The 25,063-nt window shown below is 62.4% G+C and carries 28 protein-coding genes and 1 tRNA gene; 17 read left to right on the top strand and 12 right to left on the bottom strand.

The features are described from left to right. Positions 1 to 53 precede the first annotated feature (53 nt). The gene (locus GTW25_RS13130; RefSeq protein ID WP_252912593.1) at positions 54 to 698 is read right to left on the bottom strand and encodes an ATP-dependent Clp protease proteolytic subunit; all 645 of its coding nucleotides are present in this window, start codon (positions 696 to 698) and stop codon (positions 54 to 56) included. A 112-nt stretch (positions 699 to 810) separates the two neighbouring features. Next, positions 811 to 1,926: an NAD(P)/FAD-dependent oxidoreductase gene (locus tag GTW25_RS13125; RefSeq protein WP_252912592.1), complete on the bottom strand. Its 1,116-nt coding sequence runs from the start codon at positions 1,924 to 1,926 to the stop codon at positions 811 to 813. Between the two features lie 75 nt (positions 1,927 to 2,001). Here GTW25_RS13125 and GTW25_RS13120 point away from each other — a divergent pair, with 75 nt between their 5' ends. Together GTW25_RS13120 and GTW25_RS13115 are read left to right on the top strand one after the other, a co-directional pair. Further along, positions 2,002 to 3,246: a cytochrome P450 gene (locus GTW25_RS13120; protein ID WP_252912591.1), complete on the top strand. Its 1,245-nt coding sequence runs from the start codon at positions 2,002 to 2,004 to the stop codon at positions 3,244 to 3,246. Between the two features lie 270 nt (positions 3,247 to 3,516). Further along, positions 3,517 to 4,089 (top strand): hypothetical protein, encoded by a 573-nt coding sequence (locus GTW25_RS13115; protein WP_252912590.1) that lies wholly within the window; start codon positions 3,517 to 3,519, stop codon positions 4,087 to 4,089. On the opposite strand, the gene GTW25_RS13110 is transcribed toward GTW25_RS13115, so the two are convergent. From GTW25_RS13110 to GTW25_RS13085, 6 genes are all read right to left on the bottom strand, one after another. After that, positions 4,086 to 4,436: a cupin domain-containing protein gene (locus GTW25_RS13110; RefSeq protein WP_252912589.1), complete on the bottom strand. Its 351-nt coding sequence runs from the start codon at positions 4,434 to 4,436 to the stop codon at positions 4,086 to 4,088. The genes GTW25_RS13115 and GTW25_RS13110 overlap by 4 nt on opposite strands. Positions 4,437 to 4,451: 15 nt before the next feature. Beyond that, complete coding sequence (locus GTW25_RS13105) at positions 4,452 to 5,735, bottom strand: O-acetylhomoserine aminocarboxypropyltransferase (protein WP_252912588.1); 1,284 nt, start codon at positions 5,733 to 5,735, stop codon at positions 4,452 to 4,454. 138 nt (positions 5,736 to 5,873) lie between these two features. After that, positions 5,874 to 6,395, bottom strand: coding sequence for a CoA-binding protein (locus GTW25_RS13100; RefSeq protein ID WP_252912587.1), 522 nt, complete (start codon positions 6,393 to 6,395; stop codon positions 5,874 to 5,876). Beyond that, positions 6,392 to 6,853: a VOC family protein gene (locus GTW25_RS13095; protein WP_252912586.1), complete on the bottom strand. Its 462-nt coding sequence runs from the start codon at positions 6,851 to 6,853 to the stop codon at positions 6,392 to 6,394. Before GTW25_RS13095 ends, GTW25_RS13100 begins: the two co-directional genes overlap by 4 nt. Positions 6,854 to 6,856: 3 nt before the next feature. Next, positions 6,857 to 7,186 carry a DUF2185 domain-containing protein gene (locus GTW25_RS13090; protein ID WP_252912585.1) on the bottom strand — a complete coding sequence of 110 codons (330 nt, stop codon included), beginning with the start codon at positions 7,184 to 7,186 and terminating at the stop codon, positions 6,857 to 6,859. Then, positions 7,186 to 8,001 (bottom strand): enoyl-CoA hydratase, encoded by an 816-nt coding sequence (locus tag GTW25_RS13085; RefSeq protein ID WP_252912584.1) that lies wholly within the window; start codon positions 7,999 to 8,001, stop codon positions 7,186 to 7,188. The genes GTW25_RS13090 and GTW25_RS13085 overlap by 1 nt, the downstream gene beginning before the upstream one ends. Positions 8,002 to 8,111: 110 nt before the next feature. On the opposite strand from GTW25_RS13085, the gene GTW25_RS13080 reads away from it, so the two are divergent. The 8 genes from GTW25_RS13080 (at position 8,112) to GTW25_RS13045 (ending at position 13,183) form a co-directional block, all read left to right on the top strand. After that, positions 8,112 to 8,558, top strand: coding sequence for a PaaI family thioesterase (locus tag GTW25_RS13080; protein ID WP_252912583.1), 447 nt, complete (start codon positions 8,112 to 8,114; stop codon positions 8,556 to 8,558). Between the two features lie 216 nt (positions 8,559 to 8,774). Further along, positions 8,775 to 9,242, top strand: coding sequence for a 50S ribosomal protein L13 (gene rplM, locus GTW25_RS13075; RefSeq protein WP_252912582.1), 468 nt, complete (start codon positions 8,775 to 8,777; stop codon positions 9,240 to 9,242). Beyond that, complete coding sequence (gene rpsI / locus GTW25_RS13070) at positions 9,242 to 9,718, top strand: 30S ribosomal protein S9 (protein ID WP_252912581.1); 477 nt, start codon at positions 9,242 to 9,244, stop codon at positions 9,716 to 9,718. Before rplM ends, rpsI begins: the two co-directional genes overlap by 1 nt. A gap of 127 nt (positions 9,719 to 9,845) precedes the next feature. Then, positions 9,846 to 10,112: a type II toxin-antitoxin system ParD family antitoxin gene (locus tag GTW25_RS13065; protein ID WP_252912580.1), complete on the top strand. Its 267-nt coding sequence runs from the start codon at positions 9,846 to 9,848 to the stop codon at positions 10,110 to 10,112. Then, positions 10,109 to 10,396 carry a type II toxin-antitoxin system RelE/ParE family toxin gene (locus GTW25_RS13060; RefSeq protein ID WP_252912579.1) on the top strand — a complete coding sequence of 96 codons (288 nt, stop codon included), beginning with the start codon at positions 10,109 to 10,111 and terminating at the stop codon, positions 10,394 to 10,396. Before GTW25_RS13065 ends, GTW25_RS13060 begins: the two co-directional genes overlap by 4 nt. A 13-nt stretch (positions 10,397 to 10,409) precedes the next feature. Further along, complete coding sequence (speB, locus tag GTW25_RS13055) at positions 10,410 to 11,363, top strand: agmatinase (protein WP_252912578.1); 954 nt, start codon at positions 10,410 to 10,412, stop codon at positions 11,361 to 11,363. 72 nt (positions 11,364 to 11,435) lie between these two features. Beyond that, entirely contained in the window at positions 11,436 to 12,377 is a 942-nt protein-coding gene (gene argC / locus GTW25_RS13050) for an N-acetyl-gamma-glutamyl-phosphate reductase (protein WP_252912577.1), read from the top strand. Next, on the top strand, positions 12,374 to 13,183 hold the full coding sequence (locus GTW25_RS13045) for an aminoglycoside phosphotransferase family protein (RefSeq protein ID WP_252912576.1): 810 nt from the start codon (positions 12,374 to 12,376) through the stop codon (positions 13,181 to 13,183). Before argC ends, GTW25_RS13045 begins: the two co-directional genes overlap by 4 nt. Here the strand turns inward: GTW25_RS13045 and GTW25_RS13040 are convergent. Next, positions 13,173 to 14,258, bottom strand: coding sequence for a COX15/CtaA family protein (locus tag GTW25_RS13040; protein ID WP_252912575.1), 1,086 nt, complete (start codon positions 14,256 to 14,258; stop codon positions 13,173 to 13,175). The genes GTW25_RS13045 and GTW25_RS13040 overlap by 11 nt on opposite strands. A gap of 143 nt (positions 14,259 to 14,401) precedes the next feature. Between GTW25_RS13040 and GTW25_RS13035 the strand changes: the two genes are divergently transcribed. Further along, the gene (locus tag GTW25_RS13035) at positions 14,402 to 14,629 is read left to right on the top strand and encodes a DUF2842 domain-containing protein (protein WP_252912574.1); all 228 of its coding nucleotides are present in this window, start codon (positions 14,402 to 14,404) and stop codon (positions 14,627 to 14,629) included. Here the strand turns inward: GTW25_RS13035 and GTW25_RS13030 are convergent. Further along, on the bottom strand, positions 14,624 to 15,655 hold the full coding sequence (locus GTW25_RS13030; RefSeq protein WP_252912573.1) for a polysaccharide deacetylase family protein: 1,032 nt from the start codon (positions 15,653 to 15,655) through the stop codon (positions 14,624 to 14,626). The two genes, GTW25_RS13035 and GTW25_RS13030, sit on opposite strands and share 6 nt — an antisense overlap. A gap of 75 nt (positions 15,656 to 15,730) precedes the next feature. Between GTW25_RS13030 and GTW25_RS13025 the strand changes: the two genes are divergently transcribed. Further along, a complete protein-coding gene (locus GTW25_RS13025) occupies positions 15,731 to 16,870 on the top strand; it encodes a GNAT family N-acetyltransferase (RefSeq protein WP_252912572.1) in 1,140 nt (379 codons plus the stop codon). Positions 16,871 to 16,889: 19 nt separating this feature from the next. On the opposite strand, the gene GTW25_RS13020 is transcribed toward GTW25_RS13025, so the two are convergent. Both GTW25_RS13020 and GTW25_RS13015 read right to left on the bottom strand, forming a co-directional pair. Further along, the gene (locus GTW25_RS13020; protein WP_252912571.1) at positions 16,890 to 17,996 is read right to left on the bottom strand and encodes an NADH:flavin oxidoreductase/NADH oxidase; all 1,107 of its coding nucleotides are present in this window, start codon (positions 17,994 to 17,996) and stop codon (positions 16,890 to 16,892) included. Positions 17,997 to 18,014: 18 nt separating this feature from the next. Further along, positions 18,015 to 20,063 (bottom strand): Wzz/FepE/Etk N-terminal domain-containing protein, encoded by a 2,049-nt coding sequence (locus GTW25_RS13015; protein ID WP_252912570.1) that lies wholly within the window; start codon positions 20,061 to 20,063, stop codon positions 18,015 to 18,017. A 184-nt stretch (positions 20,064 to 20,247) separates the two neighbouring features. On the opposite strand from GTW25_RS13015, the gene GTW25_RS13010 reads away from it, so the two are divergent. From GTW25_RS13010 to GTW25_RS12990, 5 genes are all read left to right on the top strand, one after another. Then, complete coding sequence (locus GTW25_RS13010) at positions 20,248 to 20,805, top strand: polysaccharide biosynthesis/export family protein (RefSeq protein WP_252912569.1); 558 nt, start codon at positions 20,248 to 20,250, stop codon at positions 20,803 to 20,805. A 23-nt stretch (positions 20,806 to 20,828) separates the two neighbouring features. Beyond that, the gene (locus tag GTW25_RS13005; RefSeq protein WP_252912568.1) at positions 20,829 to 21,932 is read left to right on the top strand and encodes a glycosyltransferase family 4 protein; all 1,104 of its coding nucleotides are present in this window, start codon (positions 20,829 to 20,831) and stop codon (positions 21,930 to 21,932) included. A gap of 77 nt (positions 21,933 to 22,009) precedes the next feature. After that, positions 22,010 to 23,548 (top strand): undecaprenyl-phosphate glucose phosphotransferase, encoded by a 1,539-nt coding sequence (locus GTW25_RS13000; protein WP_252912567.1) that lies wholly within the window; start codon positions 22,010 to 22,012, stop codon positions 23,546 to 23,548. Next, the gene (locus tag GTW25_RS12995; protein WP_252912566.1) at positions 23,545 to 24,837 is read left to right on the top strand and encodes an O-antigen ligase family protein; all 1,293 of its coding nucleotides are present in this window, start codon (positions 23,545 to 23,547) and stop codon (positions 24,835 to 24,837) included. Before GTW25_RS13000 ends, GTW25_RS12995 begins: the two co-directional genes overlap by 4 nt. Before the next feature lie 14 nt (positions 24,838 to 24,851). Then, positions 24,852 to 24,928: transfer RNA gene (locus tag GTW25_RS12990), tRNA-Pro, on the top strand. Positions 24,929 to 25,063 lie beyond the last annotated feature (135 nt).

The following is a 25,063-nucleotide window of genomic DNA, read 5'->3' as shown; positions in this document are numbered from 1 at the left end:
CGATGGAACAGGCGATTGTGACCGAATTGTCGCGCTCGCCGGTCAAAACCGCGTCATTTGTTCGCCGCGTCCTTGACCTCAGCTTCGACGGCCTCGCGCTCGGAGATGACCTTGTCGATCAGGCCCCATGCCTTCGCCTCGTCGGCGGTCATGAAATGGTCGCGGTCGAGCGTCTTTTCGATCGTCTCGTAATCCTGGCCCGTGTGCTTGACATAGACCTCGTTCAGGCGGCGCTTCAGCTTGATGATGTCCTGCGCGTGGCGCTCGATATCGGACGCCTGGCCGGAAAAGCCGCCGGACGGCTGGTGTACCATGATGCGCGCGTTCGGCGTTGCAAAGCGCATGTCCTTGTGGCCGGCGCACAAAAGAAGCGAGCCCATCGATGCCGCCTGCCCGATGCACAGCGTCGAGACGGCGGGCTTGATGAACTGCATCGTATCGTAGATCGCCATGCCGGATGTGACCACGCCGCCGGGCGAGTTGATGTAGAGCGAGATTTCCTTCTTCGGGTTCTCGGCCTCGAGGAACAGAAGCTGCGCGCAGACCAGCGTCGCCATACCGTCTTCGACCGGGCCGGTGATGAAGATGATCCGCTCCTTCAGAAGGCGCGAGAAGATGTCGTAGGCGCGTTCCCCGCGATTGGTCTGCTCGACCACCATCGGCACGAGGTTCATATAGGTTTCGACGGGATCTCTCATGTCTCTTCCTTCAAGGAGTAGCTGGCCCGGACGGGCCGAATCTGGATGGCCTTCGTTGTGCCTTAAATAGGATGGCGGGTTCGGCTCGCGCAAGAGCGCCCGGCACGTCTCTTCAGGCATCCCCGCCGGTATCGTCGGCCCGCAGCCATTGACGCAACGTCGCCGTGTCACCTCTCTCGACCGCGTCGGCCACGCGCCGCCCGATCGCCGCGCCGAACTTGTAGCCATGCCCTGAACAGGCCGACACGACCAGCGCGTGGCCGATCGAAGCCGCATAGAAGATCTTGTCGCTCGTGAAGGTGTAGACGCAGCTCACCGCCTCGGTGACGCGATAGTCGTCGACGCGCGCGATGGTCGGCGCCATACGGCGGCGGATTTCGTCACCCTCGCCGTCCCGCATGCCGCGGTTCGCGTCGGCATCGTCGGCCGGACGCTTATGCAGCCCGGTTCCGAATTTCAGCCCGCCATCGCCGGAAGGCGGGATCATGTAGCCCTCGTCGGCCTCACCAAGGTCGAGGAGCATCGGCGCGGTCTTCCAGGCTTCACGAAGATCGTCCGGCGGATCGAGATAGGCGACCGCCGTGCGGTAAGGCTGCAAATCGACCGCGAGGTCCGGGAAAAGCTCCAGCACCCAGGCGCCGGCCGCCGCGACGACGCAGTCGCCGGCAAGCACCTTGCCGTTTTCGAAAGTGACCGTCGCGCCGTCGACGTCGATGCCCGCGACCTTGCAGTGCTCGCGCACGTCGGCGCCGTTGGCACGCAACCACTCGGCAAGCCCCATCGCGATGCGCCGGCAGTGCAGCGCGCCGCCTTCATGCGAATGAACCGCATAACGCAGGCCCTCGGCGGTGATGAACGGCCAGCGCAAGGCGGCATCATCGGCCGCGACGATCTCGAAGGGATGGCCACCGGCCTCAAGGCCAGCGCGATGCACATCCGCAGCGTCACCCCTTTTATAGGAGAGGCACAGAAAGCCGCGATTATCGTAATGGCTCTGGCCCAGATCATGCCAGACCTCGTCCCAGGCGCGGAAAGCCTCGTCGATCCGCGCGGCATAGCCCAGATGCGCCCCATAGGCGCGGCGAATGATGCGGTGATGATCACCGGACGCCGCCAGCGGATTGGGGATCGATCCCTGTTCGAGGATCGTTACGTCGTGACCGCGCTTTGTCAGCGCCCATGCCGTCGACAGTCCGGCGATGCCCGCGCCGACTATGATGATCTTCATCGAATTATCCCTCGCATCCGCCCGCCGCTACCATAGGGTCTGGAAACCATGTGACAAGTCGGGCATGGAGCGCTGATGACACAGCCCTCCTATCTCGATTTCCACGCCGCCACGCTTCGCCTGCGCCTCGATCCACACGAGCCGGCCTTCTTCCAGAACCCGTACCCCGCTTATCGATGGCTCCAGGAGCAATCGCCGGTCTTCTACTGGGAGGACTTCGGCGCGTGGTGCGTCGCGTCCTATGAGGGCGTCAACGGCCTTCTGCGGGATCGCAATTTCGGCCGCGAGAAGCCGGGCGGCTACAGGCCCTATGTTTTGGCGCAGGGCGAGCGCGCGCATCTGACGGATTTCGACGCCGTCGAGGCGCGTTCGATGCTCGAACTCGAACCGCCAATCCACACGCGACTGCGCACGCTGGTCAACCGCGCCTTCGTCTCACGGCAGGTCGAGCGGCTGCGCCCGCGCGCGGAGCAACTGGCACATGAGCGCATCGATGCCTTCGAGGCAGACGGGCGCGCCGACCTCATCCCGGCTTTCGCAACGCCGATCCCGATCACCATCATCGCCGAAATGCTCGGCGTGCCGCCTGAGGACGGGCCGATGCTGCTCGACTGGTCGCACCGCATGGTGGTCATGTATATGCACGGGCTGACGCGTCAGATGGAAGAAAGCGCCAATCAGGCCGCGCGCGATTTCTCCGATTATATCCGCGACCATGCACGCAAGCGCGCTTCCGATCCGCGCGACGATCTGCTCAGCCTGCTGACGAGCGCGCGCGATGAAGGACAAAAGCTGGACGAGGACGAGCTGGTCGCCTCGGCGATCCTGCTTTTGAACGCCGGCCACGAGGCGACCGTCCACCAGACGGGCAATGCAATCCGGACCATCCTGAAACAGGGCGGCGATGCGCGCCGGTTTTTCACCGACGAGGCGGCGACCGTCGCAACCGTCGAGGAATGCCTGCGCTTCGACGCGCCGCTGCACATGTTCAACCGCTTCGCCGTTGAGGACCGCGAGATCGCGCCGGGCGTTACGGTAAAGGCCGGCGAGCGTATATGGCTGATGCTCGGCGCGGCGAACACGGACCCCGCCGCCTTTGCCGATCCGCTGGAATTCCGTCCCGGCCGGCCCGACCAGAAAAACGTCTCCTTCGGCGCCGGCATCCACTTCTGCATCGGTGCCCCGCTGGCACGGCTGGAGATGCAGGCATCGCTGAAGGTGCTGTTCGAAAGATTGCCCGGCCTGAAGCTGGCCGAGGAGCCCGCTTATCGCGACACCTATCATTTCCACGGATTGGAGCGGCTATTAGTGGAGTGGTGAAATGTGCGCAGATAGAGATGGCGAGGCATGGATTCCTGTGACGAGCACAGGAATGACGGCATCAAGATTGATGCTGATCTCCAGCACCGGAGATTTGCTGGGAGCAAATTTGCAATCGTCATTCCTGTGCTCGTCACAGGAATCCATGCCTCGCCGTCAACATAGTCTCAAGCTCCACAACGCAATCCACTTGCGCATGCTTCTCTAAATGGACACGATACTCTTCAGTGACGAGGAGAGGCGATCTTGAGTTCGAAGAGACAGAAAGACATGATCAAGGACGTCGTCGAGACGTCGCCGTCATTCGTTTTTCTGGCGCTTTGGCAATCAGGCATTGGCATCGAACTGGCAGGCTGGATCAGCTCCGCTTTCGTAGCAGCCGTGCTTTTTTCATTCGTCATTCGCCGGATCGCGCCGGACCCGATCCTGCTGGGCATCAATTTCCATCTTCTCGTCATTACCCCCGCTATCGTGGGTTTGTTCGCGCTCGGCTATCGGGAATTTGCTCAATCTGCGTTGGAGTACGCCCACCCATCCGTTTTCGTGAGCATTCTTGCGGTTGGTGCCGTGTTTCTCGCATCTGGCAAAAGCCTGCTGAGATCATCAGCGGATCGGACATCGGAAATTCGCTCGTCGCTGGCGTTGCTCGCGGCAGCGTCGTTGGGTGGGCTCTGGGCGTTTACCTATTCCGGTCCGCCTTTGTTGCAGATCGCAGTTCCGATCATGGTTGTCTTCGGCATGCGCCGTTTTCTGATTGCCCGGGACATGGACAGATCGGGCCCGCTTTCAGTCGCGGCCGCAACGTCCGTCACAGCAGAGCCTATGTTCGATCCGGCGAGCTAGACCCGGATCACATATTCCTTGCGGGTCGTTTCCACGACTTCCCATGTGCCCTTGAAGCCGGGGCGCAGGATGAAGCTGTCGCCCGCTTTCACCGTGCGGGCCGCGCCGCCCTCTTCCGTGATGACCGAGACGCCCGACAGGATGCGGCAGAACTCCCATTCGTCATATTCGATGCGCCACTTGCCGGGCGTCGATTCCCATATGCCGGCGAAAAGGCCGTTGCCGGCCTCTTCGATATTCCAGGTGCGGAACTGCGGATTTCCTTCGAGCACCCGGCCTTCGGCGGGCTGGCCGGTCTCTGCCTCAAGCCCGGAAATGACCAGTCCGACGATGCGGCTGACATACATGACGCTCTCCCGTTCTCAGGCCTTCGCCAGCGCCTGCTCCAGATCGGCGATGATATCCTCGACGTCCTCGATGCCGACCGACAGGCGAATGACGTCCGGCCCCGCGCCCGCCGCCGTCTGCTGCTCGGGATCGAGCTGGCGGTGCGTGGTCGAGGCCGGATGGATGATAAGCGATTTCGTGTCGCCGATGTTGGCGAGATGCGAAAAAAGCTCGACGCCTTCCACGACCTTCACGCCCGCCTCGTATCCGCCCTTCAAACCGAAGGTGAAGACGGCGCCCGCGCCCTTCGGCGAATATTTCTTGTGCAGGGCATTGTTCGGATCGTCGGCCAAGCCGGGATAAGATACCCACTCCACCTTGTCGTGCTTCGACAGCCATTCGGCCACCTTCAGCGCATTGTCCGAATGGCGCTGCATGCGCAGCGGCAGGGTTTCGAGGCCGGTCAGGATGAGGAAAGCGTTGAAGGGAGAGATCGACGGGCCGAAATCGCGCAGGCCAAGCACGCGGCAGGCAATGGCGAAGGCGAAGTTGCCGAAGGTCTCGTGCAGGACGATGCCACCATATTCGGGGCGCGGCTCCGACAGCATCGGATAGTTGCCGGATGCCGACCAGTCGAACGTGCCGCCATCGACGATGACGCCGCCCATCGAATTGCCGTGGCCGCCGATAAACTTGGTCAGCGAGTGGACGACGAGGTCCGCGCCATGCTCGATCGGGCGCAGGAGGTAAGGCGAGGCCATCGTGTTGTCGACGATCAGCGGCAGGCCGTGCCTGTGCGCGATTTCGGCGATGGCCGCGATGTCGACGAAGGTGCCGCCGGGATTGGCGAGGCTCTCGATGAAGATCGCGCGTGTCTTGTTGTCGATCTGGCTTTCGAAGGCCGACAGATCAGCCGTATCGCCCCAGCGCACTTCCCAGCCGAAGTTCTTGAAGGCATGGCCGAACTGGTTGATCGACCCGCCATAAAGCTTGCGCGCGGCGACGAAATTGTCGCCGGGCTTGAGGATCGTGTGGAAGATCAGAAGCTGCGCGGCATGGCCCGAGGCCGTCGCGAGCGCGGCCGTGCCGCCTTCGAGCGCGGCGACGCGCTCTTCAAGCACCGCCTGCGTCGGGTTCATGATGCGGGTGTAGATGTTGCCGAACGCCTTCAGCCCGAACAGTGAGGCGGCGTGATCGGCATCGTCGAAGACGAAGGAGGTCGTCTGGTAGATCGGCGTGGCGCGCGCGCCGGTCGCCGGGTCGGGCTGCGCGCCCGCATGGACCGCGAGAGTGTTGAAACCGGGTGCGCGCTGCGCCATGACAAGTCCTCCTGAACCAAAATCGAGGCGTCATTCATCGCAAAGCGCCAGGGCAAAAGCAAAGACGATTATTCCCGGAAACACTCTCCGGCAGGCGCCGCCGCGTCGTTCCGGCGCCGTGCGGAGAAAATTCTTTTTCTATCGCTGCCGGATGCCAAAGCTTTGAAATCCGGCGCGCATGACCGGCTTCTTCGACGAAATGACGCCGCTGTTGACGCCGTTCCAGCCGATCTCGCCTGCAAGCCGCGCATATTCGATCTTGGGGCAGCGGTTCATGACCACCTGAATTCCCGCCTCTTCGAGCCGCACCGCCGACGCGTCGTCGCGCACGCCAAGCTGCATCCACACGACTTTCGGCAGCGGATCGAGCGCAAGAATTTCATCCGCGACGCCCGGCACGGCACTCGATGCGCGAAAGATATCGACCATGTCGACCGGCTCGGGGACATCGGAAAGCCGCGCATAGGTCGTGCGGCCGAGGATTTCCCTGCCGGCATGGCCCGGATTGACGGGATGCACGGTATAGCCCTTGTCGATCAGATATTTGGCAACGAAGAAGGAGGGACGTACTCCATTGGCGGATGCACCGACGATGGCGATCGCCTTCACCGAGGTGAGAATGCCGGAGATGTAGGAATTGTCGTAGCTGTCGTGGTTCATTCGGGTAACGAGATCCGCCCTTCGGCATCGATGGGAAAGTCTGGATTGTGGGCGACCTCCCAGAAATTGCCTTCGGTGTCCTTGAAATAGCCGGACGTGCCGCCCCAAAAGGCGCGCTGCGCCGGTTTGACGATGCGCCCGCCCGCCTTTTCGGCCAGCGCCAGAATCTCCGCAACCTCCTCCGCCGTGCGCGTATTGTAGGCAAGAACGACGGAAGGCGCGGCATCGACATGGCCGACATACCCCTTCCCGACGCGCTCATAGCGCGCGGCCTGCAGTCCGGCATCCTTCTCCAACTCGTCACGCGGGAACAGCGACAGGATCACACCGCCCATCTGGAAAAAGGCGACGCCTTCGGCAAATTTCTTGTGCCGTTCGAGGCCGAGTTGCTCGTAGAACGAAGCTGCGCGGTCGAGATCATCGACACCGAGCGTCACGATGGAAAGGCGCTGTTCCATTGCCTAGTCATCCTGCGAGTTCGGGGACCAGTCCGTCACCCGCTCGAAATCGCCGCCCTCGCCCCGTTCGAAAGCGCTGCCTGTCGGCGCGTCCAGAAACGGCAGGATCGCAGGCTCAAGCTCCACGGCGGAACGAAGATCGAGGATGACCTGACTGTCGGGGTCTTCCATCTCCTCATCGGTCTCGATGCCCGACAGGAAACACCAGCCGGTATCGACCTCATCGACCGGCTCGTCGCGATAAAAGAAGCGGATCGGCTCCTCTCCGCTCGCGACGAGGCGAGAAGCGATGCAGCCGCCGACGCCCTCTTCGGGCCAGTCAATCACGCTCATCAAACATCCTCCCATTGCGGCTTGCGCTTGTCGATGAAGGCGCCGATGCCCTCTTCGGCGTCGCGCGCCAGCATGTTCTCGACCATGACCCGGCCTGCATACTCATAGGCGCCGGAGAGTTCCATTTCGGCCTGCGCGTAGAACGCCTCCTTGCCGATCTTCAAGGTCAAAGCCGATTTGGACGCAATGGCTTGTGCATATTTTCCAACAATCTGATTCAGGTATTCAGGCGGCACCACACGGTTGACGAGGCCGAACTCGCGCGCCGTGGTTGCCTCGATCATCTCGCCGGTCAACAGCATCTCCATCGCCTGCTTGCGCGACACATTGCGCGACAGCGCGACCATCGGCGTCGAGCAGAACAGACCGATATTGACCCCTGGCGTGGCGAAGGTCGCCTCGGTGGTTGCGATCGCAAGGTCGCAGCTTGCGACGAGCTGACAGCCGGCGGCGGACGCCACGCCTGCGACTGCGGCGATCACCGGCTTGGGGTGGCGCACGATCTCCTGCATGAGCGCGCCGCATTCGGTCATCAGTTCGGTGAAGAATGCGCGTCCCTTGTCCGCATCGGCACGGTGCGCGGCGATCTCCTTCAGATCATGCCCGGCCGAAAAGACCTTGCCCGTCGCGCCAAGCACGACGACGCGCACGGCATCGTCATTGGCTGCACGCGCCAGATGCGCGCGCAAGCTGGCGATCATCTCCATCGACAGGGCGTTGGCGGGCGGCGAATCCAGCGTCAGGAAGCAGATACCCGCCGACGTTTCGGCATGAACCGGTGATATATCGGACTGGACGGGTCGAAGATGGCTCATTATTCGCAGCTTCCTTTTCCTAACCCATAGCTAGCACGGCACGGCTTGATGAACAGGGTCAAAACGGCGACAGTCGATTGACGTTTACGCAAACGGAATTGGAGGGATGAATGACGAGACCGATGGTGCCGGTCATGGACGCCGCCGAGATCAATGCCTTGCTCAAAAAGGTCTATCCGCAACTCAACGACGATTTTGCCGCCTACGAGGCGACGGAAATCTTTTCCGGCGGCTGCGTCGTACGTCTCAACGCCGATCACCGCCATCTTCGGCCGGGCAACACGGTCTCCGGCCCTTCCCTCTTCACGCTTGCCGATATCGGCGGCTATGTCTGCGTCCTCTCGCACGCGGGGCCGGACGCGCTGTCCGTCACCACGAATCTGAACATCAATTTCATGCGCAAGGCGGAGGCGGGTCCGATCGACGGCCAATGCCGCATCCTCAAGCTCGGTCGCAACCTGATGGTCTTCGACATCGAAATGGTCAGCGGACCCGACCGCCATGTCGTCGCGCACGCGACCGGCACCTATTCGATCCCGCCGAAACGGTCGGTATAATGAGGTAAAATAATACCTTATTTATAAGTCGTTGTTTTTTCTTGATTGTTAAGTCATTGAGCGGAAACGCGTCGCTTGACGGCGCGGAAGCGTCCGCCTATAAGCCGCATCGAACGTGCTCCCTTTTCCGGGAAATGTTCCTGTTGCCGGGCAACGGCAATACAAGCAACAAGAAACGCCTTCCTTTCGAAGGTTCCAAACGGAAGCATACCGACCATGAAAACCTTTTCGCAGAAGCCTGCGGACGTGGTGAAGAAGTGGGTCGTGATCGACGCTGAAAACCTCGTCGTCGGCCGCCTCGCCTCTCTCGTCGCCAACCGTCTGCGCGGCAAGCACAAGCCGACTTTCACGCCGCATGTCGACGATGGCGACAACGTCATCATCATCAATGCCGACAAGGCCGTCTTCACGGGCAAGAAGTTCACCGACAAGGTGTACTACTGGCACACCGGCCACCCGGGCGGCATCAAGGAGCGCACCGCGCGCCAGATTCTCGAAGGCCGCTTTCCGGAGCGTGTTCTCGAGAAGGCCGTTGAGCGCATGATCCCCCGTGGCCCGCTCGGCCGTCGCCAGATGAAGAACCTGCGCGTTTACGCCGGCTCCGAACATCCCCACACCGCTCAGACGCCCGAGACGCTCGACGTCGCCGGCCTGAACAAGAAGAACACAAGGGTCGTCAAGTAATGGCTGAACTCAACTCCCTCCAGGATCTGGGCCAGGCGACCGGTTCGACCGAGCAGGCCGCTCCCGTCCACGTCCAGAAGCTCGACAAGCAGGGCCGCGCCTATGCCACCGGCAAGCGCAAGGACGCCATCGCGCGCGTCTGGGTCAAGCCGGGCTCGGGCAAGATCATCGTCAACGACAAGGAATTCGCGGCGTATTTTGCGCGTCCGGTCCTTCAGATGGTGCTCCAGCAGCCGATCGTCGCCGCTGACCGCGCAGGCCAGTACGACATCATCGCAACCGTCGCCGGCGGCGGTCTTTCGGGCCAGGCCGGTGCCGTTCGTCACGGCATCTCCAAGGCGCTGACCTACTACGAGCCGACGCTGCGCGGCGTGCTCAAGAAGGGTGGCTTCCTGACCCGCGACTCGCGTACCGTCGAGCGCAAGAAGTACGGTCGCGCCAAGGCACGTCGTTCGTTCCAGTTCTCGAAGCGCTAAGCTTCAGGCATACGGAATTTGGAAAGCGGGCCTTCGGGTCCGCTTTTTTCGTTTGGCTTTCTGTTCGTCTCGCATACACTGTAAAGCACTGTACGAAATGGAGGCTGCCATGAGATCGGCTGGTCAGATGACACTTACGCTTACCGACGATCTTGAACAATTCGTTCGCGAGCAGACGCGCAAGGGCGCCTTCGCCTCGAACAGCGAATATGTTCGAACGCTTATCCGCGAACGCTATTTTCAAGAACGCGAGCGAGAAGAACGGCGTCAAAGCATTGACGCAGCGATCACCAAGGGCCTGAGCGACGCCGAATCCGGTCGCGTGACGCCGGTGGATGAAGTATTCACTCGGCTACGCAGCACACTTGCGGAAGAGCGCGCGCGCCGGGGATGAAAGTCGTCATAACCGATGCGGCATGGTCCGATCTCATCGATATTCTCGGCCAGATATCGCTTGATCGCCCAGCCGCAGCCGAGCGCCTAGTCGATGCCCTTCACGAACGGTGCCGAACGCTCAGCGAAAATGCTTTGGCGTTTCCAATCGTCGAAGGATACGAACATGCTGGAATCCGGCGGCGCGTTCACGGAAATTACCTGATTTTCTATCGATGTCGTGACGAGGTCGTCGAAGTCCTTCACATTCTTCACGGCGCACGAGACTACGAGAAGCTGCTATAAGGCAATAGGTTCAATGCCCGAAAAAACCATCGACAACGCCTTCACGGCTCCTGCCCTCAAGGGTGCGGCGAGCGATCCGACCCATGCGGGGGCGCTGTCGTTCATGCGCCGTCGTTATACGAAGGATATTTCCGGGGCCGACGTTATCGTCTGGGGCATTCCGTTCGATGCGGCCGTTTCGAACCGTCCGGGTGCGCGGTTCGGGCCACAGGCGATCCGTCGCGCGTCGGCGATCTTCGACAACGATCCGCAATATCCATTCCATGCCGACCTCTTCGAGGATCTGGCGGTCATCGATTATGGCGACTGCCTGCTCGACTACGGCAACCATCAGGAAACGCCCGCGACCATCGAGCGCGAGACGGCAAGGCTGATCACGGATGACGCCTTCCTGCTTTCGATGGGCGGCGACCATTTCGTCACCTGGCCGATCCTGAAAGCGCATGCGGCCAAGCATGGTCCGCTGGCGCTCGTCCAGTTCGACGCGCATCAGGATACCTGGTTCGATGACGGCAGGCGCATCGACCACGGCTCTTTCGTCGCGCGCGCGGTTCGCGATGGCGTGATCGTTCCTGAGCGCTCGGTCCAGATCGGCATTCGCACCCATGCGCCGGATGATTTCGGCATCCAGATCATCCACGGCCATGAGGTCGAGGAGATGAAGGCAGACGAGATCGCCGCCGCCATCAGGGCGCGCGTCGGCGACGCCAAGACCTATCTGACCTTCGATATCGACTGCCTCGATCCCGCTTTCGCGCCGGGCACCGGTACGCCAGTCGCCGGCGGCCCGTCATCGGCGCGCATGCTGTCGGTCCTACGCGCGCTCGGCTCGCTCGACATCGTCGGCGCCGATATCGTCGAGGTTGCGCCCGCCTACGACCATGCCGATATCACGGCGATCGCGGGCGCGACCGTAGCGCAGCACTATATCGGGCTCGTCATGGAACGACGACGGCTGAAGCGCTGATTCAAGGCGATACCAAACAGAGTCCGGATGCGGCTGCATCCCTTTGAAAATTCATTCGAAACGAGCATTTCCATGAAACCCAGGATTTTCATCGACGGCGAACACGGCACGACCGGGCTTCAGATCCGGCAGCGGCTCGCCGCGCGCGGCGACCTCGACATGCTTTCCATTCCGGAAGCCGAACGCCGCAACGACGCGCTGCGCGAGGAGATGCTGAAAGCGGCCGACATCGCCATATTGTGCCTGCCGGACGATGCGGCGAAACAGGCCGTCGCGATGCTCGACGGGACCAACTCCACACGGGTGATCGACACGTCGACGGCGAACCGGATCAATCCCGACTGGGCCTATGGGTTTGCCGAACTGGACGAAGGCCAGGCCGAAAAGATCGCATCGGCGCGGCTCGTCGCCAATCCCGGCTGCTACCCGACTGGTGCGATCGGCCTGATCCGTCCGCTGGTGAAAGCCGGCATCCTGCCATCGGGCTATCCGGTCACGGTCAACGCCGTGTCCGGTTATACGGGCGGCGGCAAGCAACTCGTCGCCCAGATGGAGAACGAGGATGCGCCGGACCATATCGGTTCGCCGCATTTTCTCTACGGTCTCACCCTCACCCACAAGCACCTGCCGGAGATGAAGGAGCACGGGCTTCTCGACCACTTGCCGATCTTTTCGCCAAGCGTCGGCCGCTTCGCGCAGGGCATGATCGTGCAGGTGCCGCTGCATCTGGGTGATCTGAACAATGCGCCATCACTCTCAGACCTTCATGCCGCGCTCGAAAAGCACTATGCGGGGCAGGACGTCGTCGAAATCGTGTCGCTGGGCGACAGCGCGAAGCTGGCGCGCATCGATCCGACCGAGCTCAACGACACCGATCGCATGAAGCTCTTCGTCTTCGGCACCGAGGGCAAGGGTCAGGCGAACCTTGTCGCCGTGCTCGACAATCTCGGCAAAGGCGCTTCGGGAGCCGCCGTCCAGAACATGGATTTGATGCTGTCGAAGCGCGCGGTTTGATCGGATTTCCCGACGCCTGGGCGATCATTGAGGCCGTCGAAATCGCCGACGGCATCGGCGGCACGGTGTGGCGGGCGCGCCACGCGGGTACGAATGTCGTCGTCAAGCGCGCAAGTGCCCTCGCCCTCCCGGAACTGCCCCATGCGATCGCCTTTCTGCGACTTCGCGACGGACATGGCTGCGTCCGTCTGATCTGCCATGGCGGCGCATGGCAGATGCTTGAGGATGCGGGTGACGAGACTTTGCGGGACCACATGGTTCGCATCGGCGACGACGAAGCGACGCGCATCGCGGCCGGAGCGCTCGCCGCCCTCCAAGCTACTGCGCCCCGTTCAGGAGCAGAGGGACTGATGCCGCTCGAAGAGCAGTTCAGGAGCCTGTTTGCGCGCGCAAGGAGCGACGGCGGCATCTTCGGGGAAGCAGCCGAAACGGCGAGCCGCCTGTTTGCCCAATCGACGGAATCGGTCCCCTTGCATGGAGACCTGCATCACGAGAACATCCTTCGCGGCCCGCGCGGATGGCTGGCGATCGACGCCAAGGGACTTCTGGGCGATCCTGCCTATGACGCCGCCAACCTCTTCCACAATCCCGTAGAAAGCCCCATGCGCGCCGATCCTGAGCGCGCATCGCGCATGGCTACGATCCTGTCCGAAAAACTCGGCCATGCCCGCGAATGTCTGCTCGACTGGGGCTTTGCCCATTCCTGCCTGTCCGCCGCGTGGCATCTGGAGGATAGCAACGGAAACGAGGCCGAACGAAGCCTCGCCGTCGCACACGCACTGAAGGTTGCCCGCCTCAGACCCTGATCGCCTGCGAGGGCAAGGGGTACGGCCCCTTCGCAGCCCGCCAGTGTGCGGCGGCGAAGCCGAGAACGACGATCGCGAAGGCATGGTGCGTCAGCGCCAGTCCAAGCGGCACGACCATCACCAGCGTCATGATACCGATGATCGCCTGCGCCAGCACCAGCGCGAACAGGACCATGGCGCGGCGCGCATGGGGCGACCGAGGCTCCTCGCGCCATGCGACGATCACATGCCAGATCGACATCGCGAAAAGCACGTAGGCGCCCAGCCGGTGCATGAACTGAACTGTTTTCGGGTTCTCGAAGAAGTTGACCCAGGCTGGGTCCATCACCAGAAGCCCGCTCGGCCAGACCTGCCCGTCCATCAGCGGCCATGTGTTGAAGGTCAGGCCCGCATGAAGCCCGGCGACCAGCGCACCGAGATAGATCTGAAAGAGCACGAGAACGAGCAGCCAACCGGCCTGACTTCGTGTACGCGTTGCGGTCGGCGGGGCCGAGTGTGGGGCGAGCCCGCGTGCGATCAGCATCGTCGCGGTGAAGATCACGCAGGCCAGAACGAGATGAACGGCAAGCCGGTACTGGCTGACCGAAACGCGCTCGGACAAGCCCGACGCGACCATCCACCAGCCGATAAAGCCTTGCAGGCCGCCAAGCGCCAGAAGCCCGAGCAGCTTCGGCTTCAGATGGCTTTCAAGACGTCCCGTCAACCAGAAGAAGGCGAGCGGTAGCGCGACGAGAAAACCGACGCCCCGCGCCAGAATGCGGTGTCCCCATTCCCACCAGAAGATCGTCTTGAACTCGTCGAGGCTCATGCCCCGGTTGATTTCCTGATATTGCGGAATCTGGCGGTACTTCTCCAGTTCCTCCTGCCACTGCGCTTCGCCGATGGGTGGAATGACGCCGTGGATCGGCTTCCATTCGGTGATCGACAGACCGGAGCCGGTCAGCCGCGTTGCGCCGCCGACGACGAAAAGCGCGAACAGCACGAGCAGAACCAGATAGAGCCAGTAGCGCACCATGCGCCGATTGCGTTCTTCGACGCTCAGGCCGATCGGCCGGATGCCTGCTTGTGCCGCCATGGCCATGACGATGTCCTCAAGGAAATTTGCGTGGCGAAGCAGTGCCGCATCATTGCTGCCGTTGCAAGGCTCGCGCCCGCGACGCGCCGTCGCGTTTGCCTTGGCCGGCCGTCTCGCTTATCTAGCGCGCAAAGGAAACGCCCATGCCCGTCCGCGTCAAAAAGCTCATCGGAACCTTTCTTCTGGTTCTGCTCGTCAGCGTCTATGCGATCGTCGCGACGATCTTCGCCGTGGCGCAGCTCGCCGAGTCGAGCGCGTGGGTGCATCTGGCCTATTTCTTCTTCACGGGATTCCTCTGGGTCATCCCGGCCATGTTCATCATCAGTTGGATGACGAAGCCTTCGAAGCGCGAGCTCACCCGCGACCTATAAGGTCACGACCCGCCTGCCCGAATTGGCGAAGGCCGAAAAGCCGGTCAGCATCGTGCGCAGGTGCCCGATTCCCTGATAATTCCCGTTGAGCGAAATACGCGGAAGCGCGTGAAAATGATCGCGATGCTCGCGATGGATCGTCCCGTGGCGCGTCGTGACTGCCGTTCGAAAGCCTGCCTGTTCCGCCAGCCGCACCTCGCGCGCGCCAACTGCGGCGGCATAGCCGTAGGGATAGGCGAAATGGACCGGGCGGTGACCGAGCCGCTTTTCCAGAATATCGGCGGATCCGAGCATTTCGGCCAGCGCGACATCATTGTCGAGCCGGGCGAGATTGTAGTGATGGATGGTATGTGCGCCAATGGTGCAGAGGGGATGGCGGTCGATCTCTTCGATCTGATCCCATGACATGAAGGGGCTCGTTGCAACCGCGCGCCCGCCCATTTCGTCGAGAACCGCCTGTCGGCCGGCTTCGGAAATGTCGGTCGTCATCAATGTCATGAGCTGACGTGCCGCTGCGTGCTTTTCGGCTCGGCTCCGGCTCGCCAGGTCCGTGCCGCCGGCCGATTGCGGCAGCGTGATGCGGTCATGCGCAAGCGCCAGTTCTTCCACGACCTCCCACCATGGCTGCACCGCGCCGTCAATCAGACCGGGCGCGACGAAGATGGTGAAGGGCACGCCATGGCTTTCGAAGACCGGCAGCGCCTCGACGTAATTGTCGAGATAGGCGTCGTCGAGGGTGATGGCTGCAACGCTGCGACGCTTGCCAGCCATCGCTTCGGCGAGTTCGTCCAGCGAAACGAACGTATATCCAGCGCGCTTCATGTCCGCGATCGCGCGGTCGAGAAAGTCCGGCGTGATCGACAGATGTGCGTTGACGCCGAGCGCGCGGCGCGGCCGCACGGTTACGCTGTGCAGCATCAGGATGGCACCGATGCCGGCGAGATAGGGTGATGCGAACCGCGCGACGCCGGTCCACCGCGAGGCCGATAACACGAATTTGCGAACCCGTTCACGGACGTCGGTCATTTGGAAACCTTTGTGGTCTAGCGTCCGGCGAAACGGCAGGGCTGTGAATGAAACCTAGAAGCGAAGAGTTGAAGCATGGTTGATGCGCCGACGAAGGCTGTGGCGGATGTCCGCGACCTTGAAATCGTCGTCCAGCGGGCCGACGAACAGGCGTGCGCCGACTATCGCAGCTTCGCATCGCCGCGCGTCACCGGCGCCGCACAGACACCGCTCTGGTACGAGACGTGGCTGAAAGCGTCGAATGAACCCGGCCATATCGTCTGGCTTCTCGACAAGGGGCATCCGGTCGCGGCCCTGCCTTTGGTCGAAGTGCGACGCAGTGGTCTGTCGGTGCTGCAATTTGCCGGCGGCAATCACGCGAACGGAAATTTCTGTCCCTGCATATCGCCTGATCTGCATATCTCGGCCGAAATACTGGCGAGCGGCATAAAGTCAGCGGTGCCGCATGTCACGGTGCTATCGCTTGAAAGGCAACATTCCAAACTTGCTGGACAGACCAATTTCTTGTCCGCTCTGACGACACGGTCGAGCCCCAATATTGCTCTGGCTGCCAGTCTGGAGGGGGGATTTACCGGCCTGCTGGAGCGAGCGAACGGCAAGAAGAAGGCGAAGAAGCGCCGGATGCAGTTGCGGCGGTTCGAGGAAGCCGGTGGCGAGGATTTGAGGACGGCGGCAACACCGGCGGAAATCGATAAAATTCTCGGCGCATTCATTCGCATGAAACGTGCACGCTTCGAAAAGGCAGGCATTCCCGATGTTTTTGCAGAGCCGTGCGTCAAGGAATTCTGGCGCAGCCTTTTCACTGCGAGCCTTGACGATCCGGCCCATCCGTTCACGCTTGAAGCGCTTTTCGTCGGCGGTACACCGCGCGCGATCACGGGGTCGTCGCTCCTCGCCGATCGCAGCATATGCGAATTCGGCGCAATCGAGGACGACGATTTGACCTCGACCAGTCCCGGCGAATTCGTCGCTTACGCCAATATCGAGGCGGCCTGTGCGAAAGGGCTGCGCTTCTACGATTTCAGCGTCGGTGACGAAGCCTACAAGCGTTCCTGGTGCGACACCGAAATCATCCATTTCGACGTCATCGCTCCGCTTTCCGCGATGGGGCGGCTGGCGGTGGCAGGGTCGAACCTGCTTGCCGGTGCAAAGCAAAAGGTGAAGGCGAATCCGCAGCTTCTGGGCGCGGTTAAGGCGTTGCGCCGCTTTCGGTAACCGCTCCGGAGAACGGACCTTACGAGGGCTTGAACAACCCGCGTAGTCCGGATGGCTGGCTGCGCCAATATTGTGGCGGCGCTTCCACCGAGGCTTGGAGCTTGGCGGCGGCGTGCCAAGGCCAGCGCGGATCGTAAAGAATGGTGCGGGCCAGCCCGATCATATCGGCATCGCCGGTCGCAACGACTGCTTCAGCCTGCTCGGGTTCGGTGATCAACCCGACGGCAACGACCGGGATTGTGACCGCCTCTTTCACCTTTCGCGCCAACGGGACCTGATAGCTCGGCGAGATCGGAATTTGCTGATCGACATGCAATCCGCCGCTGGAGACATTGATCGCGGCGCAGCCGCGTTCCTCAAGCGCCTGAGCCAGCGCGATGGTCTGAGTGACGTCCCAACCACCTTCGATCCAGTCGGTGGCCGAAACACGCAGCGTGACAGGACGATCCGCTGGAAACGCGGCGCGCACCGCCTCGAAAACTTCCAGCGGGAACCGCATGCGGTTTTCGAGGCTACCGCCGTACTCGTCGTTACGCTGATTGGACAACGGCGAAAGGAAGCTGTGAAGCAAATAGCCATGTGCGGCATGGACTTGAATGGCGTCGAAGCCAAGCCTCGCAGACCGCCTCGCCGCCTGCTCGAACGCATTCTTGACCCGCTCCAGCCCAGCCTCGTCGAGCGCGACCGGCGGGTTGTCCTTAGGAGAAAACGGCACCGTGGAGGGGCCGAAGGTCTGCCATCCGCGGCCATGATCCGGCGGAAGTTGTGCGCCTCCCTGCCAGGGCAGATCGCAGGAAGCTTTTCTCCCTGCGTGAGCGAGCTGAATGGCGAGCGGCATCGAAGACCACCGACGGATGGAAGCGACAACAGCCGCGATGGCAGCCTGTGTTGCGTCATCCCAAAGACCGACGTCGCCGGCGGTTATTCGGCCCGCCGGCTCAACGGCGGTGGCCTCGATGGTGAGCAACCCTGCCCCAGAATGCGACAGTTGGCCGAGGTGCATCATGTGCCAGTCCGTCATCCGGCCGTCCTCGGCCGAATACTGGCACATCGGGGCGATCACGATACGGTTCGCGAGTTCCAGTCCGCCGACATTGATCGGCGAGAAAAGATGAGACTTTGACATTGTGATTCTTTCCTGTGCCTACGCGACCGTGCGGCTCGCATCGCGTTCGAGCGGCGCGGTCGGGACGACGCGCATCGCTTCGCCGTAGCCGGCCTCGAAGAGGCTGCGCGCGATCTTCTCGACGCGATGATCCTGTCCGTCGATCGCTCCGATCAATATCTCGGTCGCCTGTCCCATGACGCGGCGCAGGCCGTCGATCTGCGTCGGCCCGCATTCGATGACGACGATGTCGTAAGCGGTGGTCAGCGACGTCAGTATGATCGGCAACCGGTCGGCCGCCCGCATGGCCCTTCGAGCCTCCGCCGTTCCCACCGGAATGACGTGGCAATCCGAATAAAGATCGCCATGGATCGTTTCGGTGAACTGTGCCTCGGCCGCCAGAAGATTGGTGATGCCGGTATAGATGCGGCTTTCCAGCATGTAGCTCGACGGCGTGCCCGACACGGTCAGGTCGAGGTAGAGCACCCGTATGCCGGCGTCGGCGAGTTCCCGGGCCACCATTACTGATGCCGTGGACGCTTCCTCGCCTTCCGGCGACAGAAACACCGCCCGTGCGGCATCCGTGGCGATCAGATGCGCGGCCGCTGTCTGCACCGAGAGATCGAGCGGCGTTTCGCCTTCCGGCGTGTCCATGGAAGCGGCGGCGGGCATGGCCAGATGCGGCACCGGCTCAGCGCGGCTCGCCTGCGGAGCGGGGCGCATCGCGCGGCCGCTGAACAGTTCACCGAGAAGCGTGCCGATGATCATGATGAGAAGCGATCCGGCGAAGGCCGCGCCGACGATCGGCACGAGCCTTGGATAGTAGGAGGAGACCGGAGGCGTCGCACGGGCGAAGACGCGGGCATCGACGGGAAGATAGTTGCGGTCGCCGCGCGCACTCGCCTCGCGAAACCGCGTCAGATAGGATTCGAGCAACTCGCGCTGGGCCGTGGCTTCACGCTCCAGCGCGCGCAGTTCGACTTCCTCGGAGCCGGCCGTCGCGGAGGTTGCCTTCAGTGCATCGAGTTCGCCTTGCAGGCGTGCTTCGACGCGCTGGGCGGCAAGCGCCTCGTTTTCGAGGCTGACGAGAACGGTCCGCGCCTCCTCACGCACACGATTGGAAATATCGGCAAGCTGCGAGCGAAGGCCGCGCAGGCGCGGGTGATTGTCGAGCAACGTCGTCGACAGGTCGGCGATTTCCGCCTGCAACTGCCCTTCCCGCTCGCGAAGGCGCTGAACGACCGAAGAATTGAGCACTTCGGGAACCGCTTCGAGAGAGCCTCCCGTTTCAAGCGCCTGGCGAACGCCTTCGGCGCGCGACTCGGCCTGCGAGCGGCTTGCACGCACGCGCGAAAGTTCCGACGAAAGCTCCGACAGTTGCTGGCTGGTCAGCGTCGAATTGTTCTGTCCGATCAGAAGACCCGTATCGGCGCGAAACGCGGCGACGGCCGCTTCCGCATCGCGCACGCGGTCGCGAAGATCGGCAATCTCCGGCGCGAGCCAGCCAGTCGCGTCTTCATTCGACAAGAGCTTTGCCGCGCGCTGCTCTTCGATATAGGCGTCCGCGATCGCGTTCGGCACATCGGCCGCCAATTGCCTGTCCAGCGAGGAAAAGCGGATGACGATGACGCGCGAGTTTTCCACCCGGTAGACGTCGAGCTTCTCGCGCATGATGTCGATGGTCTGCTGGTCGCGCATAAGCTCGTCCGGCGTGCGCAAACCGAGCCGGACCATGAGGCCGCTCGCCTGGAACTCGCTGCGCTCGGAAAGGCCGAGATCGTCTGCGACCTGGCGCAGGATATCGCTGGAACGGATCACTTCGACCTGGCTGGTGACGCCCTCGTCGTCGAAGATCGGCCGTTCGCCGTCGCCCTGCCCGGCGGTGCGCGTATAGGCGGATTCGCGCGCCTCGATCAAAATGCGCGTTTCGGCGCGATAGAGAGGGGTCGAGAAATAGACGAAAAGGAAGCCCGCGAGCCCGGCAAGCAATGCGACGGACAGGATCATGCGCCACCGCTCGCGCACGCTTATCGCGAGGCGTCGAAGATCGATATCGACGTCACTGCCACCCATCTGCGTTGCGCTCATGGCGAATCTGCTCCGGCCAATTTGCCCAACAAGTAAATACACATGGTAACCATGAAGTTAATGAAGTCGAACCGGCCATGTTATCCTTCAGGCTTTCCTTTACCGGGTGTTAACCTTAACAAGCCGATAACGAACCGTCAGGAAACGTGGCTGCGTGCGCGGCTCAGGGGACGTCCTTACGGTCATGAAAAGCTACGCTCTCTACGGTCTGCTCGCCCTCGCCCCTTTGGCGGCCTGCGCGAGCTATGAGCCCGCGCCCCATGCCTTCCACGAGGCGATCAACCAGCCTTATGTGCTGGACGCGGGCGACCGCGTGCGCATTTCCGTTTTCGAGCAGGAATCGCTCAGCAACACCTATGCGGTGGACCAGTCCGGCTACATCGCCTTCCCGCTGATCGGGTCCGTCGCCGCGCGCGGCCACACGCTCCAGCAGATCGAGGGACAGATCGCCGCCAAGCTGCGTGAGGGCTATATCCGCAGCCCCGACGTCACTGCCGAGATCGACCGCTACCGGCCGGTCTTCATCATGGGCGAGGTCGGCGCTGCCGGGCAGTATTCCTATGTGCCGGGCATGACCGTGCAAAAGGCCATCGCTTCGGCGGGCGGTTTCACGCCCCGCGCCCAGCAACGCGACGTGGACATCACCCGCCAGATCAACGGCGAGGTCATGACGGGCCGCGTGCGCACCAGCGACCCGATCCTTCCCGGAGACGCGCTCTATATCCGCGAAAGGTTCTTTTAGAGTTCTTCGCGCATAAGAGCCGAATGCGTATCGTCCACGCCTTCCGATCTCCTGTCGGCGGTATTTTCCGCCATGTCCGCGATCTCGCAATGGCGCAGCACGCGGCGGGACATCAGGTCGCGATCGTGTGCGATGCGAGCACGGGCGGCGCACACGAGGATCATCTGTTCCAGAAGATCGAGCCTCACCTGGCCCTTGGAGTCCAACGCATCGACATGCAGCGCCAGATCGGCATCGGTGACCTGACCGCCGCCAGGAACACGTATCGGGCGATCGCGGGGCTGCGTCCGGACGTCCTTCACGGCCATGGCGCGAAAGGCGGCTTTTACGCGCGCGTCTTCGGCTCGCTTCTCAAACGCCGCAACCGGTCGCTGGCGCGCCTTTATTCCCCGCATGGCGGCGTGCTTCACTACGACCGCAGGTCGGCTGCCGGGCGCGGTTACTTTCTTGTCGAGCGGCAACTGGAACGGTTCTGCGATCACGTCCTGTTCGTGTCCGAACATGAACGCCGGACCTATATCGAAAAGATTGGCGAACCGCGCGCCGCCAACAGCCTCGTCTATAACGGCGTCCACGACAGGGAATTCGAACCCGTCGAGATGCTGCCCGATGCCGCCGACTTTCTCTATATCGGCATGATGCGCGATCTGAAGGGGCCGGATCTCTTCATCGAGGCGCTGGCACGCACGCGGATGCGTTTTCCCGGCGTCAGCGCGCATATGGTCGGCGACGGCGACGACCTGCCACGCTACCGCGCACGCGCCGGCGAACTCGGCCTTGATGTCGTGTTCCATCCCGCAATGCCCGCGCGCGAGGCTTTCGCCCTCGCTCGCATCATGGTCGTTCCCTCGCGTGCCGAGGCGATGCCCTACATCGTGCTGGAGGCACTGGCGGCGCAGCGCGCGATGATCGCGACCGCTGTCGGCGGCATTCCTGAAATACTGGGCGAGGCCAGTTGCGCATTGATGCAGCCGAACGCCGACGACATCGCCGAAAAGATGATGCGCGCGCTGGACGAACCCGCGTGGCTGCCGGCCGCCATGCCGCAGCCGGAAGCCCTGCGCGCCCGTTTCGGCGCGTCCGCCATGGCGGGACGTATCGAAAGCATTTACCGTAAAAGCGTGTGATCCTGGCCCCGGCGCGCATTTCAAGGCTTTCTTAGGCGCGCGACGATTAACGTCCTCGCAAGTTTGCGAGCGTGTCGATGAACAAGACCCAGCCGAGCCATCAGTTTACGGCCGAAGCCGTCCATGCCTTCGAAGACGGCGCAGCGCCCGCTGCCGCCGCAAGCGAACTCAATCCCGTCGCGCGGCAGATCGCATCGCACTATCGCCGCAACACGATGTCGCCCGTCATGATCAGCGGGCTGCTTCGCCTGAGCGAATTCGTGCTTATCGCGCTTGGCGGTCTGGCGGTGTTTCTCCTTTATACGGGCGCGCCCACCGGACTGACCTACGCCTACCCGCTGGTGATCCTCGCCGGGGCCGCCCTGAGCGTGTTCCTCCTCGAATTCGCAAACCTCTATCAACTTGCCGTCCTGCGCCGGCCATTCGTCTATCTGCCGCGCATGGCACTTGTCATGACCGCGGCTTTCGCGCTGCTCGCCATGGCCGGGTTCTTCCTGAAGATATCGGCGGAGTTCTCGCGCGTCTGGTTCGCGGGCTGGCTGGTGGCCGGGCTGGCGTTGATGCTGCTGACCCGCCTCGTTCTGTCCGCCCTCATCCGGCGCTGGGCGCGGGACGGCACGATGGAGCGGCGCGCGCTGATCGTCGGCGGCGGCAAGCCGGCCGAGACCCTGATCCGCACGATCGAGCAGGACCCGGACAACGACATCCGCATCTGCGGCATCTTCGACGATCGCGACGATGCGCGTTCGCCGGCCGTCGTGGCAGGCTATCCCAAGCTCGGCTCGGTCGCCGAACTCGTGGAATTCGCCCGAATGGCGCGCGTCGACATGCTGATTGTGTCATTGCCGCTCAGCGCCCAGTCGCGCGTGCTCTCCCTGCTCAAACGCCTCTGGGTGCTGCCGGTCGACATTCGCCTGTCCGCCCATTCGAGCCAGTTGCGCTTCCGCCCCCGCGCCTATTCCTATGTCGGCTCCGTGCCGATGCTCGACATCTTCGACAAGCCGATCAACGACTGGGATTCGGTCGCCAAGCGCCTGTTCGACATCGCGTTCAGCCTGGCCGGCCTGATCGTGTTTTCGCCGGTGATGATTGCGACCGCCATTGCCATCAAGCTCGACAGCAAGGGCCCGGTCTTCTTCAAGCAGAAGCGGCACGGCTTCAACAACGAGGTGATCGAGGTCTGGAAGTTCCGGTCGATGTATGCCGACCAGAGCGATCCGCAGGCCCGCAAGGTCGTCACGAAAGGCGATCCGCGCGTGACGCGCGTCGGCCGCTTCATCCGCAAGACCTCGATCGACGAGCTGCCGCAATTCTTCAATTCGCTCGGCGGATCGCTCTCGCTGGTCGGCCCGCGTCCGCATGCTTTGAAGGGGTTTTCGCAAGACCGCCTCTTCGAGGAAGTCGTCGACGGCTATTTCGCGCGTCACCGCGTCAAGCCGGGCGTCACCGGATGGGCGCAGATCAACGGCCTTCGCGGCGAGATCGACCATGACGACAAGATCCGCCGGCGGACAGAATACGACCTCGACTATATCGAGAACTGGTCGCTCGGTTTCGACCTGAAGATCCTTCTCCTGACGCCGATCCGGCTTCTCAACACGGAGAATGCGTATTGAGCGCACCCGTGCAAACCCTACCGCGCTCGGCGATCGACGCCAAGATCGTGTCGCTTGCCATACCGGTCGCGATCGGCTTCGGCGTCGCGCTGGCAGGGTTCGTTCAGAGCGAGCCCGCCCCCTTCGACCTTTACATGGTCGGGCTGATCGGCGTGTGGGCGCTGCTCGGCCTGACGATCTCGCGCACGATCGCGCCACTGCTTTCGCTCTGGGTTCTCTATCTCGTCGGCGGGATGATCTCGATGACGCAGATGGCCGATTTCGGCGGGACGCCGCTTTATCTGGCGGTCACCGCGTTTCTCGCCCTCACGGCGGTCTTCTTCGCGGCCATCATCGAAAAACGCCACGAACTGTTGCGACCCGTCCTCATCGGGTGGACGGTTGCGGCCTGCCTGACCGGTATGCTGGGCATAATGGGCTATTTCCACGCCTTCCCCGGAGCCGAGCGCTTCACGCTCTACGACCGGGCGGCCGGCGCCTTCAAGGATCCCAATGTGTTCGGGCCTTTCCTCGTCACGCCGGCGGTCTGGCTGCTTCATGGCCTTGTCACGGGCCGTCCGCTCAGGATGCCACTTCAGGTCATGGGCGTTCTTCTTCTCAGCTTCGCGATCTTCCTTTCCTTCTCGCGCGGCGCGTGGGGTCTTTATGCGGTTTCGGCGATCGGGCTTTGCACCGTCCTGTTCGTCAGAACCTTCAGCAATCGTTTGAGACTGCGCATTCTGGCGATGGCGCTTCTGGGTATCGGGTTGATCGTTCTGGCCATCGCGATCGCCCTTCAAATCCCCTCGGTGGCGGCGCTCTTCGAAGTGCGCGCTCAACTCGTTCAGGACTATGACGGAGCCAGAATGGGGCGTTTCGCGCGTTTCGGCATGGGCTTCGCGCTCGCCGCCGAACGGCCGCTCGGCATCGGCCCACTGGTTTTCGGAACGATCTTCGGCGAGGACACGCACAATATCTGGCTGAAAGCGCTGATGGATTATGGGTGGACCGGCTTTGCCGCCTATGTGACGCTCATCGTCTGGACGGTCGCCGGCGGCTTTCGAATCCTGTTTCGCGAACGTCCGTGGCAGCCATACCTCCTGTGCGCATGGCTGGTCTTCGTCGGGCACATCATGCTGGGCACGGTGATCGACATGGATCACTGGCGCCATTTCTATCTTCTGATGGGCATCATCTGGGGCTGCATGGGCCTGGAGGCGCGGCATCAGCGCAAGGCTTCCCGAGCGGCACCGGACCTTTTGCGCGCAAGGCGCAATTATGCGCTTGCCTTGCCCCCATCGACCAATTAGAGCTTGCCCCGGTTCGGAGCGTAGCGCAGCCCGGTAGCGCACTTGACTGGGGGTCAAGGGGTCGTGGGTTCGAATCCCGCCGCTCCGACCATTTAAATCATGTACGACCCGGAGACATGGGTAACAGAATGTACCTAAGACATGGGTGACAACCTCGTGCCGAACGGGTTGTCGATGGTCTGCAAGGTCTTCTGTTCCAGGTCGATATATCCCAGATCATAGTGCA

It is taken from the genome of Aliihoeflea aestuarii (assembly GCF_024105665.1).
GTDB lineage: Bacteria > Pseudomonadota > Alphaproteobacteria > Rhizobiales > Rhizobiaceae > Aliihoeflea > Aliihoeflea aestuarii.
The sequence above is the reverse complement of the archived record's forward strand: the minus strand, read 5'-3'. Positions and strand labels throughout refer to the sequence as shown.